Annotated in this window: 15 protein-coding genes; 9 read left to right on the top strand and 6 right to left on the bottom strand. The window is 58.0% G+C overall.

Annotation, left to right across the window (positions count from 1 at the left end):
* Positions 1-21: 21 nt before the first annotated feature.
* The 3 genes from AC1Q5O_RS22910 to AC1Q5O_RS22900 all read right to left on the bottom strand — a co-directional run bounded on the left by AC1Q5O_RS22910 (position 22) and on the right by AC1Q5O_RS22900 (position 5,041).
* The gene (locus tag AC1Q5O_RS22910; RefSeq protein WP_492566171.1) at positions 22-1,920 is read right to left on the bottom strand and encodes an ABC transporter ATP-binding protein; all 1,899 of its coding nucleotides are present in this window, start codon (positions 1,918-1,920) and stop codon (positions 22-24) included.
* The gene (locus AC1Q5O_RS22905; RefSeq protein WP_492566169.1) at positions 1,917-3,791 is read right to left on the bottom strand and encodes an ABC transporter ATP-binding protein; all 1,875 of its coding nucleotides are present in this window, start codon (positions 3,789-3,791) and stop codon (positions 1,917-1,919) included. The genes AC1Q5O_RS22910 and AC1Q5O_RS22905 overlap by 4 nt, the downstream gene beginning before the upstream one ends.
* A 167-nt stretch (positions 3,792-3,958) precedes the next feature.
* Complete coding sequence (locus AC1Q5O_RS22900; RefSeq protein ID WP_492566168.1) at positions 3,959-5,041, bottom strand: ABC transporter ATP-binding protein; 1,083 nt, start codon at positions 5,039-5,041, stop codon at positions 3,959-3,961.
* A 101-nt stretch (positions 5,042-5,142) separates the two neighbouring features.
* Between AC1Q5O_RS22900 and AC1Q5O_RS22895 the strand changes: the two genes are divergently transcribed.
* The 7 genes from AC1Q5O_RS22895 to AC1Q5O_RS22865 are packed head-to-tail and all read left to right on the top strand — an operon-like array spanning position 5,143 to position 11,743.
* Complete coding sequence (locus tag AC1Q5O_RS22895; protein WP_492566166.1) at positions 5,143-5,835, top strand: GntR family transcriptional regulator; 693 nt, start codon at positions 5,143-5,145, stop codon at positions 5,833-5,835.
* The gene (locus AC1Q5O_RS22890) at positions 5,832-6,818 is read left to right on the top strand and encodes an alpha/beta hydrolase (RefSeq protein ID WP_492566164.1); all 987 of its coding nucleotides are present in this window, start codon (positions 5,832-5,834) and stop codon (positions 6,816-6,818) included. Before AC1Q5O_RS22895 ends, AC1Q5O_RS22890 begins: the two co-directional genes overlap by 4 nt.
* Before the next feature lie 25 nt (positions 6,819-6,843).
* Positions 6,844-8,046 carry an ABC transporter substrate-binding protein gene (locus AC1Q5O_RS22885; protein WP_492566162.1) on the top strand — a complete coding sequence of 401 codons (1,203 nt, stop codon included), beginning with the start codon at positions 6,844-6,846 and terminating at the stop codon, positions 8,044-8,046.
* A gap of 43 nt (positions 8,047-8,089) precedes the next feature.
* Positions 8,090-9,013, top strand: a complete 924-nt coding sequence (locus AC1Q5O_RS22880; RefSeq protein WP_472460354.1) for a carbohydrate ABC transporter permease — start codon at positions 8,090-8,092, stop codon at positions 9,011-9,013.
* Positions 9,010-9,843 (top strand): carbohydrate ABC transporter permease, encoded by an 834-nt coding sequence (locus AC1Q5O_RS22875; RefSeq protein ID WP_223614397.1) that lies wholly within the window; start codon positions 9,010-9,012, stop codon positions 9,841-9,843. The genes AC1Q5O_RS22880 and AC1Q5O_RS22875 overlap by 4 nt, the downstream gene beginning before the upstream one ends.
* Before the next feature lie 26 nt (positions 9,844-9,869).
* The gene (locus AC1Q5O_RS22870) at positions 9,870-10,751 is read left to right on the top strand and encodes a sugar phosphate isomerase/epimerase family protein (protein ID WP_308526335.1); all 882 of its coding nucleotides are present in this window, start codon (positions 9,870-9,872) and stop codon (positions 10,749-10,751) included.
* Complete coding sequence (locus AC1Q5O_RS22865; protein ID WP_492566159.1) at positions 10,748-11,743, top strand: Gfo/Idh/MocA family protein; 996 nt, start codon at positions 10,748-10,750, stop codon at positions 11,741-11,743. The genes AC1Q5O_RS22870 and AC1Q5O_RS22865 overlap by 4 nt, the downstream gene beginning before the upstream one ends.
* 107 nt (positions 11,744-11,850) lie before the next feature.
* Here AC1Q5O_RS22865 and AC1Q5O_RS22860 read toward each other — a convergent pair whose 3' ends face one another.
* Positions 11,851-12,294: a MarR family winged helix-turn-helix transcriptional regulator gene (locus AC1Q5O_RS22860; protein ID WP_492566157.1), complete on the bottom strand. Its 444-nt coding sequence runs from the start codon at positions 12,292-12,294 to the stop codon at positions 11,851-11,853.
* A 149-nt stretch (positions 12,295-12,443) separates the two neighbouring features.
* Between AC1Q5O_RS22860 and AC1Q5O_RS22855 the strand changes: the two genes are divergently transcribed.
* Together AC1Q5O_RS22855 and AC1Q5O_RS22850 are read left to right on the top strand one after the other, a co-directional pair.
* Complete coding sequence (locus AC1Q5O_RS22855; RefSeq protein ID WP_492566156.1) at positions 12,444-13,202, top strand: alpha/beta fold hydrolase; 759 nt, start codon at positions 12,444-12,446, stop codon at positions 13,200-13,202.
* Positions 13,203-13,417: 215 nt separating this feature from the next.
* Positions 13,418-14,254 (top strand): DUF2189 domain-containing protein, encoded by an 837-nt coding sequence (locus AC1Q5O_RS22850; RefSeq protein WP_492566154.1) that lies wholly within the window; start codon positions 13,418-13,420, stop codon positions 14,252-14,254.
* Positions 14,255-14,302: 48 nt separating this feature from the next.
* Here the strand turns inward: AC1Q5O_RS22850 and AC1Q5O_RS22845 are convergent, their stop codons facing one another.
* Complete coding sequence (locus AC1Q5O_RS22845) at positions 14,303-14,662, bottom strand: cytochrome C oxidase subunit IV family protein (protein ID WP_492566153.1); 360 nt, start codon at positions 14,660-14,662, stop codon at positions 14,303-14,305.
* A 5-nt stretch (positions 14,663-14,667) separates the two neighbouring features.
* Positions 14,668-15,390: a heme-copper oxidase subunit III family protein gene (locus tag AC1Q5O_RS22840; RefSeq protein ID WP_464663679.1), complete on the bottom strand. Its 723-nt coding sequence runs from the start codon at positions 15,388-15,390 to the stop codon at positions 14,668-14,670.
* Between the last annotated feature and the right edge of the window lie 3 nt (positions 15,391-15,393).

The raw sequence follows: 15,393 nt of genomic DNA, 5'->3' as shown, positions 1-15,393 counted from the left end.
CTGCCATCTGCGGTGAATTCGCTACGTGCCGGAATCCTTGGCCTGGCCCCATTCGGGCTCGACGGCTGGAATATCGTCGAAGGATGAATAGTTGAGATTGTAGAGCTGCGCATAGAGTTTGCCATTCTCCATAAGGGCATCATGGTCTCCCATCTCGATCATCTGTCCATTTTGCAGGACGATGATGCGATCGGCTTCGCGAATGGTGGCGAGGCGGTGGGCGATCACAAGCCCGGTGCGGTTCTCCAGCAGCTTGACGAGGGCCTTCTGGATGAGCATCTCGGTGTAGCTGTCGATATTTGCCGTGGCCTCGTCAAGAACGAGGATCTTGGCATCGGCCACCAGTGCGCGGGCAAAGCTGATCAGCTGGCGCTGGCCAAGTGAAAGATTTCCGCCGCGCTCGCCCAGTTCAGTCTGGTATCCCTCGGCAAGATTCATGATGAACTCGTGCGCGCCGACGGCCTTGGCCGCCTCGATGACATCGTCGAGCGATGCGCTGTCCTTGTGGTAGCGGATGTTTTCGAAAACAGTTCCGGTGAACAGAAACGGCTCCTGCAGGACCATTGCGATCTGCTGACCGAGGGAATCCTGGGTCAGATTCCGCACGTCATGGCCGCCCACCAGAACCTGTCCCTGCTGGACATCATAGAAGCGGTGAATGAGTGCCATCGCACTCGACTTGCCGGAACCGGTGGGGCCAACAAGCGCCACGGTCTCGCCCGGGTTGACCTTGAAGCTGACATTTTTCAGAACCGGATGCTTCGGATTATAGCCGAAAACGACGTTGCGGAACTCGACCGATCCATCGGTGTCCGGCGTGAGAACCCGTGCATCCGGAGCATCGGTGATGCTGATCGGCACATCCAGCACTTCGGTCAGCCGCTGTCCCGACGCCATTGCGCGCTGCATCACCGAATATTGCAGGGTCAGGGAGCGGATCGGATCGAAGAAGCGCTGGATATAAAACAGGAACGCGACCATGACACCCACGTCAAGCGCCTGATTGAGCACGCGCGCGCCGCCGACGACGATGACGAGCGCCATGGCAACGCCGGTGAGTGAATCCACGATCGGCACCATGACCTGAGCGTACTTTGCTGCTCTGAGATGCGTCATCAGATTGGCATGGGCTTTGTCATTGTAGAGCATGAAATTGACCCTCTGGCGTCCCATGCTTTGAACGGCGCGCACGCCGTGGATGGTTTCAGCCAGAGCACCGTTGGTGACTGAATTGGTTTCATGCGCCGCCATGAAGGCGATCCGGGCACGGGGCAGCCAGAAAATGCGCACGACAAACAAAATGGGAAGCACGGCAAGGGTCAAAAGACCCAGGCGAAAATCCAGATACAGCATGACGAAGACAATGCCGAAGAGCAGGGTGATATCGCCAACCGACAGGACGGAGGTTTCGAGAAACTCCTGCATCGAGTTCACGTCGCCCTGCAGCCGCGACATCAGCCGTCCAACCTCCGTCTTGTCCATGAAGGAAAGGGAAACGCGCTGGAGATGCGAGAACATCGCCCGGCGAATGTCAAACAGGACGTCTTCCGCGACACGTCCCACCACCGTTTCCTGGATATAGCTGGCAACGAAATTGACAAGTATCGCCAGAGCAAATGCAACGATCGCATAGGCAAGTGCGGCGTGATTGCCGCCTGGCGCAATGCCGTGGTCGATTGCGTAGCGAATGATGAGCGGGATCATCAATTGCGTGGCCGTAAACGTCAGCACGGCGCCAACCGCAATAAGCATCTGCGTCTTGTACGGTGCAACGAACGCCCAGATCCGCCTGACGATGTTGCCATCGAAAACCTTGCCGAACATTTCCTCTTCGATCCGGTGCGATCCCACAACGGCGCGGGGCGGGCGGCGTCCATCGTCGCGAACGTCGTTGCGCTCCGTCTCATTTTCGTCGCTCACGATCCCATCTCCGTTTTTTCCATTGCGGCGAGACCGTCACCGGGGCGAACCTGCAAATCGTAAAGTGCCTTGTAGCGGCCGCCTGCCGCGAGCAAGCTTTCATGAGTTCCGCGTTCGACGATCTGGCCATCCTCGATGAACAGAATCTGATCGGCATGCATCAATGAACTCAGGCGGTGCGCCACAACGATTGTCACCCGGTCCTTGGCGTAGCGGCGCATGGCGATGCGGATGCGCTGTTCCGTACCGGCATCGATTGCAGCCGTTGAATCGTCGAACACCATGACCGCCGGCTTGAGCATGAGGGTGCGCGCGATGGAAAGGCGCTGCCGCTGTCCCCCTGACAATGAAACGCCGCGTTCACCGACGATTGTGCCATAGCCCATGGGCAGGCCGAGGACGTAATTATGCAGCTGCGCGGACTCGCTTGCCCGTTCGATCCTCGGTTCTTCTGCCCATGGATCACCATAGGCGATGTTATTTTCGATTGTCGTCGTGAACAGAAATGCGTCCTGCTGAATGACCGCGACCGCGCGGCGCAGCGATTCCAGCGTCACGCTGCGAATGTCCTGTCCGTCGATGGTGATCCTGCCGCTGGTTGCGTCGTAAAAACGTGGAATGAGATGCGCCAACGTGCTTTTTCCGCTGCCTGGCTTGCCGACAATGCCAACGGTTTCACCGCGCCGGGCTTCGAAACTCAGATGCTGCAAGACCGGCCGGTTGCCGAGCTGCGGATAGGAGAAGCCAACATCTTCAAAACGCAACAACCCATCCGATATGGCAAGCTCCCTGGCATTTGCGGGGTCCTTGATCGCTACATCGAGGTCGAGAAGGGCAAAGATACGTGTTCCGCATGTGGAGGCACGGGCATAGGAGTTGACCATCAGGCCAAGCTGGCGCACAGGCATTTGCAGGATCGTCATGAATGTCAGGAACGAGGTCAGTGTTCCCACGGTGATTTCACCTGCAACGACCTTGTTGCCGCCGACCCACAACACGAGGCCCATGGCGGCAAAAAAGGAAAGCGTCATGGCACTGGTGTTTCTGACGCGGATACCGACGCGATCATGCGCAAGATCGAGTGCTGTTTGCGAAGCTTTGTCAAACTTTGCCAGCTCATGATCCTTCGCCGCAAACGCGCGCACCACGCGAATGCCGCCGAGATTTTCCTCCATGACCCTTGTGAGCACCGATAAACGCTCTTGCAGATCGAGCCATGTCGCCCGCAAGCGCAACTGTGTAACCGACGAGCGCCATGCGACGAAGGGTACAAAGCTCAATGCAACAAGTCCCAAAGTGAAATCCGTCGACAAGAGCATATAGGCGCCGATGCCGATCAGAATGGACAGGAGAACTGTGCGTATCAGCGCTGTGGAGAAATACATGCGCACCCCCTCGAGATCGAGCATGCCGACCGTGATGAGATCGCCTGAGTGAACGCTGTCATGAAAACTGAAACTGAGCCGCTGGATTTTCTCATAGCAGGCCAAGCGCAGCTCGTAGCCCATATGGTGGCCCACGGCCTCGCTATAATAGTTCTGAATCATGGTGAAGACGCCGCGCAGAATGCTGACTGCCAAAAGGACGAAAGCGGTCACGAGCAGGGCATCCTGCGCAATCGTGCCAGCGGTTCCTCCAGCCATGGCCGTTTGGGTCTCGTCGATGGCACGCCCCAGGAGCTTGGGGATCATCAGCTGGAGACTGGCCGCAATCACGGTGGCTCCGATGGCAAATGTCGTCTGCCAGGGATGGCGAAGCGTCATATGGGTAATTCGGACAAGGGTGGAGAAGCCTTGACCCCACCCCGCTGCATTTGCGTGCGCCAACGAATCCGAATGACTCGCCGCCCGCTTGAATGCGTTGCTGCTCACAGTGTTTTCCAAACCATTTGATTATATGAATACAGGCCGCAGAAACGGGGCTGTTCAATACAGTGCGGCTATGATTCTTTGCTGATTCCCAGGCAGGGTTCAAGGGCCATATTGTTGGCCCGAACCTCATCCCCCGTTAAGCGCAGTAAGTGTGGGTCGCCAGCCTGTCAATTGATCCGCTTTCCTCTGTCGATATCGAACAGATGGATGTGAGAACCATCACCCTTGATCGAGATCCGTTCGCCAACGCGAATGTCCGCGGTTCTCGAAAATTCGACGGTGATCAACTTCTCCGTTCCGGCATCGAGGTAACCGAAGGTCTGACTCCCAAGCCGTTCGACCACCACCAGTTCGCCGCTGAACCATGCTTCCGCGGCGTCGCAGATCGCAAGATCTTCCGGGCGGATGCCGAAGGTAACCATTTTTGCGGTTTCATATGAACTGTTCAAGATTTCGACCGAGGCCTTGCCTGCCGGCAACTGCACGATCAGGCGGTTGCCATTGGATTCGATGACCTGGGCAGGGAAGGTATTCATCGTCGGGCTGCCGATGAAGCGCGCAACGAACAGGCTTGCCGGTTTGCGATAAAGGTCAAGCGGCTGGCCGATCTGCTCGATATGACCAGCGTTCATCACCACGATCCGGTCCGCCAATGTCATCGCTTCGACCTGATCGTGCGTGACATAGACCGTCGTCGCCTGCATCCGGCGATGCAGTTTGGCGATCTCCAGCCGCATCTCGACGCGCAACGCCGCGTCAAGGTTCGATAGTGGCTCATCAAACAGGAAGGCCTTTGGCCGGCGGACGATGGCGCGCCCCATGGCGACACGCTGGCGCTGTCCGCCCGAAAGTTGTGCTGGACGCCGTTCGAGATAATCCTGAAGTTTGAGGATGTCTGCGGCGCCTGCGACGCGCTTGTCAATTTCGGTGGCGGGTTCACTGCGCATCTTCAGTCCAAATGCCATGTTCTCCTCAACGCTCATATGCGGATAGAGCGCGTAATCCTGAAAGACCATGGCTATGTCGCGATCCGATGGCGGCAGTGTGTTGACCGTCGTGTCACCAATCTTCAACTCGCCTGAACTGATTTCCTCCAGTCCGGCGATCATGCGCAGTAGTGTGGACTTTCCACAACCGGATGGACCAACGAGAACCAGAAATTCGCCGCTCGCAATGTCAATGTCGACACCGTGGATTACGGGAACCGTGCCATAGAGCTTTTTGATCTGCTTCAGACTGATCGCTGTCATGTGTTGTTCCTCCTCCGCCAATATGTTATTGACTTCCATTATCGATATCAATATCAATAATGATATTTCGTGCAGTCCGCAACTTGACAGGAGAGCCAGCAGTGTCCGACCCCATCGCTCCACGGCCAATCCGTCCGTCGCGCAATCCGGCCGTCTCCAAGGCATCCGCCGTGTTCGACTCGCTCAAGCGCGATATCATGCTTGGTGAATTGCGTGCCGGAGAGTCGCTGACGGAACTCGACCTTGCCGCCCGCTTCCAGTGCAGCCAGGGCAAGGTTCGGGAAGCACTGTTGCAATTGCAGGAAGAGGGGCTCGTGCGGCGTCAGGGACACCGCGGTACGCTGGTGTCAGCCTGCACCGTTGATGAAGCGGTCGAGATGTTCCGCGTGAGGCAGCAGATCGAGTGCAACGGCATCATCCGGGTTCTGCGCCACAAGAGCCGCACGCTGATCGTCGACCTGAACGAGATCGCAAACGATATGGTCGACGCGGCGAAGGTCGATGACGAGTTGCAACTGGCGGCATTTGACCGGGATTTTCATCGGAGAATCTTTCGTGATGCCGATCTTCCGGCGCTCGATCCGATCCTTCATCGCTGCCTCGTTCACAATCACCGGTTCAAGATATCCAGAAGTATCGGTTCGCGCGATCTTATGGCCACAGCGTTGCGCCATCGCGTCATAATAGAGGCCATCGAGCAGGGCGATGTTTCGGTCGCGACGCAAACCTTGCGTCACCATATCGTGACAATCGTCGACCTCGGGCCGACCGTATTCCCGGACGCGGATCAATGAGCGTCGTACCCTGTTTCAGCGATGAGCTTTCGGCGGATATGCGTGAGGTGCTGCTTCGCGCAGAACGCGCGTTGGGACCACAATCCGATCCCACCTTGCTGAGGCCCGCCGAGGGCAGAGCGCAATCCGAACGGGCGAATGAGCGGAACAACGTCGATCTGCCGCCGCTTGCCGGGGCAACGGAAGTCGTTGTTGCTGCTGACGCAGAGCTTGGCTCCTCGGCTTGCCGCCTGCGCGCTCTGGTGCCGCACGGGGCGGGTGCCGGTGCCATCCTCTTTGTTCATGGCGGCGGCTTTGCCTTTTGCAGCCCTGAGACGCATGAACGATGTGCCCGCGTTCTTGCCAATGAGACCAGGATGCCCGTGCTCGTTCCCGATTACCGTCTTGCCCCGGAACATCCGTTTCCAGCGGGCTTGCACGATGTTATCGCCTGTCTGCGAGCTGCATTCACTGCAACATCTCCCGCAGGCGTATCGGCGGGGCCGCTGATCATCTCAGGGGATTCAGCCGGTGCAAATCTCGCGCTCGCAGCGATCATGCACGAACAGAAGGCGGGACGGCCGCTGCCATCGGGCGCACTGCTGTTTTACGGCACGTTTGATGCCGATTTCAATACGGAGTCCTATCGGCGTTTTGCCGATGGTCCGGGGCTGACGCTTGGTAAAATGCAGCGTTACTGGGACTGGTATTGTGCGGATCATCAGGCGCGGCGCAATCCATTTGCTGCTCCGCTTCAGGCTGATGATGACGCGCTGCGCGCCTTGCCGCCGCTCTATCTCATGGCTGCCGGGGTCGATCCGTTGCTGTCCGATACGCTTCGTCTAGCCGAACGGCTGAAGGTGGTCGGCCGCGATGATCCCCTGTCGGTGGTGCCGGGGGTCACACATGGATTTCTGCAAAACACCAACGAACTGGCGGCAGCGCGGGAGGCGCTTAAGTCGGCTGGTGAAGCTGCCCGGGGAATGATCGGCGGCAACCGATAAATGCATAATAAACGTGGAGGAAACAATGAGCATTCTCAAGAAGCTGGGTATCAGCTGCGCATTCCTGACCGGCTTGGCGATCAGTACTGCCAACGCGGCTGAAACGGTACGATTCTGGTATCATTTCGACAATCCGGAAAATCCGATGTCGGAACTTGTGGCAAAATTCCAGGCCAAGAACCCGGATATCAAGATCGACGCTGAGAACGTTCCATGGAACAGTTATTACGATAATCTCTACACGTCGCTGGTCGGCGGCAACGCGCCGGACGCCGGAATGGTCAAGCTTTTCGCGCAGCCAAGACTGGCGGAAATGGGTGCACTCGAGCCACTCGGCGACCGTATCAATGCGTGGCCAGGCAAAGCCGACCTGCTGGACAATCTGCTGGAGTTGAACAAGGGGCCGGACGGGCAGCAATATTATCTGCCGATCCAGTATGTCGTGCTTTATCTCTATTATCGTGCCGATCTGTTCAAGGACGCGAACCTCAATCCACCCGCCACCTGCGAGGAGTTTCGCACGGCAGCGCAAAAGCTGACCAAGGCACCTGACACCTATGGCTTTGGCCTGCGTGGCGGCAAGGGCGGCTGGGATCAGTGGGGAGCATTTGTCTTTTCGCAAGGAGCGGAACTCAAGCCGGGCGGTTTGACCACGCCAGCGGCTATTGCCGCCAACCAGTGGTTGATCGATCTGTTCCAAAAGGACAAAGTCATCCCGCCATCGGCCCCCAATGACGGCTTCCAGGAAATTGTCGCGGCATTCAAGGCCGGCAAGACAGCCATGACCATTCACCATATCGGCTCGTCGAATGACCTGGTCAAAGCGCTCGGCGACAAGGTCTCCGCAGTTCCCGTCCCCAAATGCGGCGGCAAGCAGTGGACCTCCTATGGCGACGAATCGCTGGCGATCTTTTCGTCGTCACAGGTGAAGGACGCTGCGTGGAAGTGGATTTCCTTCCTGGCGGAAGCTGAAAACAATGTGGCCTTCAACAAGGCAACCGGGCAGATGACCGTGACCAAGAGCGGAGCGGAACATTGGACTCTGCACGAACGCCGGTTTGTTGACGCCACGGTCCAGTCCTTGCCCTTTGCACACGTCTTGCCGCAGAGCACCGCCACGGCAGAGTTCGTCAACACCGCATGGCAGACGTCAATGCAGCAGGCGCTGACCGGCCAGATCACCTCGCAGCAGATGATGGAGCAACTCGAGAATCTGTTCGCGCAATAGCGCGTGCAGGTTCCCGTCATTGGCACCGCCAGAAAGTCAGCCCATGTCCACGCTCGCACCATCCGCACCGGACGATTTCACGCAGGCGCGCCCGCTCCGCAGCAGGCTGATGCCCTATGCTTTGCTGGCGCCTGCTGTGCTGGTGACATTGTTCATCGTATTTTTTCCGATGGTCCAGGCGGTTGTCACCAGCTTCTATGATGTCATCCTGTGGAAGCCGAACGCCAATCGCTTCGTTGGCTTTGGCAACTATGTCAAGCTTCTGCGTGATCCTGTGTTCTGGACGTCGCTGGGCCACACGGCAATCTGGATCGGCCTGACGGTTCCGTTGCAGATGGGGCTTGGTCTTGTCACGGCACTTCTGCTCAACCGGGAATTTCCCTGGCGCGGCCTGGCGCGGGCGCTGGTCATCATTCCCTGGGCATTGCCAAGTGTGGTCATCGCTTTGATGTGGCGCTGGATTTATGACCCGACCACAGGGGTGCTCAACGATATCCTGCTTTATCTCTCCATCATTCATTCGACGGTGCCCTGGCTCGCCGATCCCCACCTCGCGCTCTATGCGGTAATCGCGACGCTGACCTGGCAGGGTTTTCCATTTTTCGCAGTGATGATCCTGGCTGGCCTGCAAGGCATTCCGCAAAGTCAGTATGAAGCCGCCTCTATCGACGGCGCTAGCCCTTGGCGGCAGTTCGTCCATATAACGCTGCCGGGAATTGCGCCCGTGCTGGCAACCGCAGGATTGCTGCGCATTATCTGGGTTGCCAATTCCATGGACGTGATTTTTGTAATGACCGGCGGCGGCCCGGGCTATGCAACGCACACGCTGCCGCTCTACGCCTTCATCAAGGCGCGTCAAAATCTCGACTTCGGTTACGGGACCGCGATCGCCGTGACCTTCACACTTCTGCTCGGGGCGATCGTTGCGGTCTACATCGTCCGCACGCTGCGCGAGGTGGAAAGATGAACAAGCCCTCGACACTCCGGCGCATTCTCACAACCGACATTCCTGTTGTCCTGATCATCCTTCTCGCCATAGGGCCATTCGTCTGGATGATCCTCACCTCGCTCACGCCGACCGCGCAGCTGTCCGCGTCCGGTGTATCCTTGTCACCATCAGGATGGAGCATCGACAATTATGCCCGGCTTCTCCGGCAAACCTCGTTTCTTCACAACATGCTGGACAGCCTAATCATCGCCGGCGGCACCGTTGTCCTCGGGCTCGTCGTTTCGGTTACCGCAGCCTATGCACTGTCGCGCTTCCGGTTTGCCGGACGCAAGCTGATCATGCTGCAGTTCCTGCTGGTCAACATGTTCCCGATCGTGCTCCTGATCCTGCCGCTCTTCGTCCTCATGCGGAAGATCGGCATCCTCGATACCCATATCGGGCTGATCCTTGCCAATTCGACGGTTGCCATTCCCTTCGCCGTCTGGATGCTGACCAGCTATGTCGGCGCCATTCCGCGCAGCCTTGACGAGGCGGCCATGATTGATGGCTGTTCGCGGCTGCAGGCCCTGCGGCGCATCGTTCTGCCCCTGGCGATGCCCGGCATCATTTCGACCGGTATCTACATCTTCATCACCGCCTGGAACGAGTACCTCTATGCCTTGACGCTGGGAGGCCGCAATGTCCGGCCGGTTACCGTAGCGATCCAGACCCTGATCGGCGAGTACCAGATCGAGTGGGGTTTGCTTGCCGCGGGTGGCGTTGTCGGTGCGCTGCCTGCCACCCTCCTTTTCCTTCTCGTCCAACGCCGTCTCATCGGTGGCCTTACCCAAGGTGCGGTGAAGGGATGACCCATGCTTATCAAAGAGGACCTATGATGAATCCCATCGGATTGATCTCCATGCAATATGCAAGGCCGTTTACCGCCGCGCATTTTCCCCTGTTCAAGAAGATGCGCGACCTCGGCTTCGACTTCGTCGAACTGCTGGTACCGGAACCGGGCGAAATCGATCTTGCCGAGGCTAGGCGTGCGCTGGACGATGCAGGACTCGATGTCGTGCTCGCGGCGCGCGTCAATCTTCAGCGCAACCTCTCGTCAGACGATCAGAATGCGCATCGCGCCGGGATCGATTATCTGCGCTACACGGCGGACTGCGCGGCAGCGCTCGGTGCGCGCGTGGTCGGCGGGCCGTTGACAGGCAATCCGCTGGTCTTTGCCGGACGCGCTCCTCTGCCCGTGCCGGAAGATGAGCGCCTGGCGCGCAAGGAGCGCTGTGTCAAAGGTCTGGTGGAAGCAGGCAACCATGCTGCAAGCGCAGGTGTCCTGCTTGCGATTGAACCGCTCAACCGGTTTGAAAGCGATGTGCTGTGCACGACACAACAAGCCATCGAACTTCTTGAAGCGGTCGATCATCCAGCCATCAAGCTGATGCTCGATACCTTCCATATGCATATGGAAGAAGCCTCGATTGCCGAAGCCATCCGGCTGGGCGGAGCACACCTCGTGCATTTCCAGGCGAACGAAAACCATCGCGGGTTTCCGGGGACCGGATCGACAGACTGGGTTTCCGTCGGTCGGGCGCTGCACGAGATCGGTTATAACGGGCCGGTGTCGTTGGAACCGTTCCGGCGCAATGACGACCGTTTCGGCGTTCCTTTCGCGCAGTGGCGCCCGCCCCATGAGGATGAAAGCGAGCGTCTGGCGGCGAGTGCAGCCTTTATCAAATCCCACCTCACACTAACGGAATATCGGCGATGACATTGAAAATCGGCTGGATCGGTTGCGGTATTCACGCAACCCAGATGCTTCTTCCACAACTTGTTCGCCACGATGTCGAGATCGTTGCACTGTGCGATATCGACGGCAAACGCCTGGCGGATGCAGGGCGGCAATTCGGCGTGTCCCGCCTGACCAGCGATGCCGAGGAGTTGATCCGCACACCCGGCATCGATGCCGTCGGCATGGCTGTGGGCCCTGAGCAGCACCTGCACTTCGGCAAAATGGCTCTCGAGCGAGGATTGCCTGTGTTCATGGAAAAGCCGCCCTCAGGCGCGGCGCAGGGCGCGCGTGAATTGCGTGCAGCGTCCGAACGCTCCGGAAAGCCGCTGCTGGTCGGCTTCATGAAGCGCTATTCAGTCGGCAACAAGATTGCCCACAACATCATCCAGTCCGGACGTTTCGGGCCTGTACTCGGCCTTACGGGGTATTACATGACAGCCCCGGGCTATTTCACCGGGAATGTCGACTACACCGGCTTCTTCTTGCACCACTGTGTGCACTACATGGATCTTGTATCGTTCTTCGTGTCGCCGATACGGACGATTTCCGCCCGGAAGGTGGAAAAGACGCCGGGCAGGGTACTCTTTCATGTGGGTTTCGAGTTTGAATGCGGAGCCATCGGCAATATTGCGATGGGGACGATCCAGTCGCGTGGCACACCGGTCGAACGCATCGAACTGATGAGTGATCATCAGCGGCTGGAGGTGGATGACGTGATCGAGGTGCGCTGGAACCGCAATCCCCCGTTCAAGGTCGATGATCCCCATGCGACGCTCGCCGACGATCTGGATACGCTGACATGGAAGCCAAATTTCACCGCAGCGGCGAACGAGGATCCGAAAGGCTATCACTCACTCCTCGCCGACGTCGTATCGGCGCTTGGCGGCGCTTCGACACCCGCTCCGACGATTCACGACGGAGTGACTGCGATGGAATGGCTCGAAGCGTTGCGGCGTGAACTCTCGTTGTAGAATCGGCGGATGCCCGGTGGTGCCGCAGTGTCTGTGGCATTACCGGCGTCAACCGGGTTGATCAACTTGCGGACAATCCAGCCACTCCCGTTCAACAAATGCGGCCATTAGACCGATGCCTTTGTCATTCCGTCGCGCAACAACTGGACCTTGCGGTTGAGATCGATCATCTCCGGTATGGTGAAGCCGGAGCGGCGCAACAGCGTCTCCGTGAGGCAACCTGTCCTGGCGTGAAGCTCAGTGCCTTTCGGGCTGAGATGCACCTCAACCTGACGCTCATCGATAACGCTACGGCGTCGTGCGAGAAAGCCGGCGCTTTCCAGCCGCTTGACGGCGGGCGTGATCGTGCTTGGCTCCAGCGCCAGCCGATCGCCAATGGCGCTGATGGTCAGGCCGTCCTGTTCCCACAGGGTGCTCAGGACAAGATACTGCGTATAGGTAACCCCAAGCTCATCGAGCATCGGCTTGTAGACCCGGTGGATGGCGATCGACGCCGAATAGATTGAAAAGCAGAGCTGGCTGTCAAGCGGCAGGGTGGGTGCGTTGTCCATTGTGGTCTCCTTGATTCGACGGTGTTTATAACCTTTATCACAATAATGATATCGCGATAAAGAAAATGCTTTACAAGGTTTGGATTGTCGATTATGTATTAATTATCGCGATAATGATTATTGCGAACCAAACAAAAGGAGATACGCACATGAGCAAGATCCTGACCGCAGCCGCCACCCTCGCCATGGCCGCAACCACTTTGAACCCCGTTCACGCTGCACCCGCCGGTGCCAAGAACATCGTCCTTGTCCACGGCGGCTTCGTCGATGGCTCCGGTTGGCAGGGCGTCTACAACATCCTGAAAAAGGATGGCTACACCGTCAGCATCGTGCAGAATCCGACCGCCTCGCTGGCCGATGACGTGGCCGTGACCAAGCGGGTCATCGCGCAACAGGACGGTCCCGTAATCCTGGTCGGCCATTCCTATGGCGGCGTCGTTGTCAGCGAAGCCGGTACGGATGAAAAGGTGAAGGCCGTCGTTTATATCGCAGCGTTTGCACCCGACAAAGGCGAATCCGTCTCGTCCCTGATCGCCAATCCGCCTGCTGGCGCTCCCGTGCCGCCGATCCTACCGCCCGTTGATGGCTACCTGTTCCTTGACAAAGCCAAGTTTGCCGCCGCCTTCGCTGCCGATGTCGATGCGGGAACGGCTGCATTCATGGCTGACTCGCAGGTTCCCTGGGGTGTCGAAGCCCTGGCCGGTGCCGTGACCGAACCGGCCTGGAAGAGCAAGCCGAGCTTCTACCTGGTTGCCTCGGACGATCACATGATCCCGCCGCCGGCCCAGCGCATGATGGCCAAGCGCGCGAATGCCACCGTTGTCGAAACGGCCGGCAGCCATGCCGTCTATGTTTCCAAGCCTGAAGCCGTCGCTGCTCTCATCGAACAGGCAGCCGCCGCCAAGTAAGCATCCACGTTCGCCGGATAACCGGGGCGTCCCAGGCGCCCCGGTTATCCGCGTCTTTCATCTGTCGTGGCCGGACCGGGTAAAGATCGGACTCTGGCAAAACGAGGTTGATGGGCGTATATTGAACGAGGGTTCAGGTTCGATCCGGTAGCCCCGCCAATGCCAGGCTTATCGGTATATCGTTGCCGCCCATAACTGAATTGGGAGAACTGGTCATGGCGCAATTTCATGTGATTGCTGGTGCAAACGAGGTCCCTGTCTACCCCCATGTTCGCCGAATTGGCGTATCCGATATCGTTGCGGCTCTCCGCGAGGGGTTGGATGATTTTTGGGACAAACCATCCCATTATGTTTTTCTCTGCCTGATCTATCCGATTGTCGGTGTGGTCCTTATGCGGTGGTCCTCGGGCGCCAACACATTACCGCTTGTCTTTCCGCTGATGTCCGGCTTTGCGCTGATCGGTCCCCTTGCCGCTTTGGGTCTCTACGAGATCAGCCGCAGGCGCGAACTCAATCTCGATACGTCCTGGCGTCACGCATTTGAGGTTCGGCATTCGCCGGCCATTCCGTCCATCATTGCCGTCGGCGTCATGCTGTTTGCAATTTTCATCGCCTGGCTGCTGACGGCGCAATCTCTCTACACCAGCCTTTTCGGTTCCGAAGCACCGGTCTCCATGCGCGCATTCCTCGATCAGGTTTTCAACACGCCGGAAGGCCAGCGAATGATCCTTCTTGGCAATGCGATCGGTTTTGTCTTTGCCGTGGTTGTGCTGTGCACGAGCGTCGTGACGTTCCCGCTCCTGCTTGACCGGGATGTCGGCGCATTCGCCGCTATTGTGACCTCGATAAAGGCAGTCGCTGCCAATCCGGTGACGATGGCATCGTGGGGATTGATCGTTGCGGCCCTGCTGGTGGTCGGCTTTTTGACGCTCTTTGTTGGTCTGGCGATCATTATACCGGTGCTCGGCCATGCCACCTGGCACCTCTACCGCAAGGTGGTGGAACCCCAGCCCATCCTTGCAGAGGCGAAGAAACGTCCGGTCCGCCGGTAAGTTTTCTCGCGGCATCGTGAAGCGCGATGCACCCACGCAAACCGTGTTCTATTGCGCAATGCCAAAGAACGTCATGCGTGTGAACAAGGTGTAATGCGCTTCCGATGTCATCAGGGCGACAAAGACAAGCACCAGTATCGGTGGAACTATCACGGCATAGACGAGGGCCAGTCTTTCCCATGCCATATGCATGAAGATGGCGACGATCAACCCGGCTTTCAAAATCATGAAGAGCAGGATCAGGCCCCAGCGCAGGTAGTGCTGGAACCCGAGATAGTCGACCATGTAGGAACAGACGCTCAGAAAAAACAGCAATCCCCAGACGACGAGATAAAGCTTGATGGGATGCTGTTGATGGTCGGTGTGCGTCAGCACCTGTGTTTGCGAATGTGTCACCGGTTGTTCCATGATCCTCACCACAAATAGAAAAATGCGAAGATGAAAACCCAGACGAGATCGACGAAGTGCCAGTACAGGCCCATGATTTCGACGATCTCGTAATTGCCTTTGCGGCTCGTGAAAAAGCCGCGTCTTTCCGTATCAAAATCGCCCCGCCAGACCTTGCGCGCGATGATGATAAGGAAAATGACGCCGATGCTGACGTGTGTGCCGTGAAAGCCGGTGATCATGAAAAACGTCGACCCGAACTGCGCCGCGCCCCACGGATTCCCCCATGGGCGGACGCCCTCGGTGATCAGTTTGGTCCATTCGAAAGCCTGCATGCCGACGAAGATCGCACCGAACAATGCTGTGATCAGCATGAGGATCGCAGCTTTGCGGCGATCACGTCGATAACCATAATTGACGGCCATAGCCATTGTCCCTGAACTGCTGATGAGGACAAAGGTCATGATGGCGATCAGGATCAGCGGGATTTCCTTGCCGCCGATATTGAGCGCGAAGACCGTGCTGGGGTTTGGCCAGGCAATGGCGGTGGACACCCGTGCCGTCATGTAGGCGACCAGAAAACACCCGAAGATGAACGTGTCGCTGAGCAGAAAGATCCACATCATGGCCTTGCCCCAGGAGACGTTTTTAAACGCGCGCTGATCGGAGGCCCAGTCAGATGCGAAGCCGCGCAGGCCCGCAGGCCGGGGAAGGGCGATCTCGGGTTTTGCTTGTGCGGATTGAGACATGGT

The organism is Phyllobacterium sp. MT110 (assembly GCF_058792715.1).
The sequence above is the reverse complement of the archived record's forward strand: the minus strand, read 5'-3'. Positions and strand labels throughout refer to the sequence as shown.

Bases quoted from the DNA above. Each gene is read 5' to 3' on its own strand.
- AC1Q5O_RS22890 (WP_492566164.1), top strand. From the start codon at position 5,832: ATGAGCGTCGTACCCTGTTTCAGCGATGAGCTTTCGGCGGATATGCGT.
- AC1Q5O_RS22855 (WP_492566156.1), top strand. From the start codon at position 12,444: ATGAGCAAGATCCTGACCGCAGCCGCCACCCTCGCCATGGCCGCAACC.
- AC1Q5O_RS22840 (WP_464663679.1), bottom strand. From the start codon at position 15,390: ATGTCTCAATCCGCACAAGCAAAACCCGAGATCGCCCTTCCCCGGCCT.
- AC1Q5O_RS22875 (WP_223614397.1), top strand. From the start codon at position 9,010: ATGAACAAGCCCTCGACACTCCGGCGCATTCTCACAACCGACATTCCT.
- AC1Q5O_RS22900 (WP_492566168.1), bottom strand. From the start codon at position 5,041: ATGACAGCGATCAGTCTGAAGCAGATCAAAAAGCTCTATGGCACGGTT.
- AC1Q5O_RS22865 (WP_492566159.1), top strand. From the start codon at position 10,748: ATGACATTGAAAATCGGCTGGATCGGTTGCGGTATTCACGCAACCCAG.
- AC1Q5O_RS22870 (WP_308526335.1), top strand. From the start codon at position 9,870: ATGAATCCCATCGGATTGATCTCCATGCAATATGCAAGGCCGTTTACC.
- AC1Q5O_RS22845 (WP_492566153.1), bottom strand. From the start codon at position 14,662: ATGGAACAACCGGTGACACATTCGCAAACACAGGTGCTGACGCACACC.
- AC1Q5O_RS22850 (WP_492566154.1), top strand. From the start codon at position 13,418: ATGGCGCAATTTCATGTGATTGCTGGTGCAAACGAGGTCCCTGTCTAC.
- AC1Q5O_RS22880 (WP_472460354.1), top strand. From the start codon at position 8,090: ATGTCCACGCTCGCACCATCCGCACCGGACGATTTCACGCAGGCGCGC.
- AC1Q5O_RS22885 (WP_492566162.1), top strand. From the start codon at position 6,844: ATGAGCATTCTCAAGAAGCTGGGTATCAGCTGCGCATTCCTGACCGGC.
- AC1Q5O_RS22860 (WP_492566157.1), bottom strand. From the start codon at position 12,294: ATGGACAACGCACCCACCCTGCCGCTTGACAGCCAGCTCTGCTTTTCA.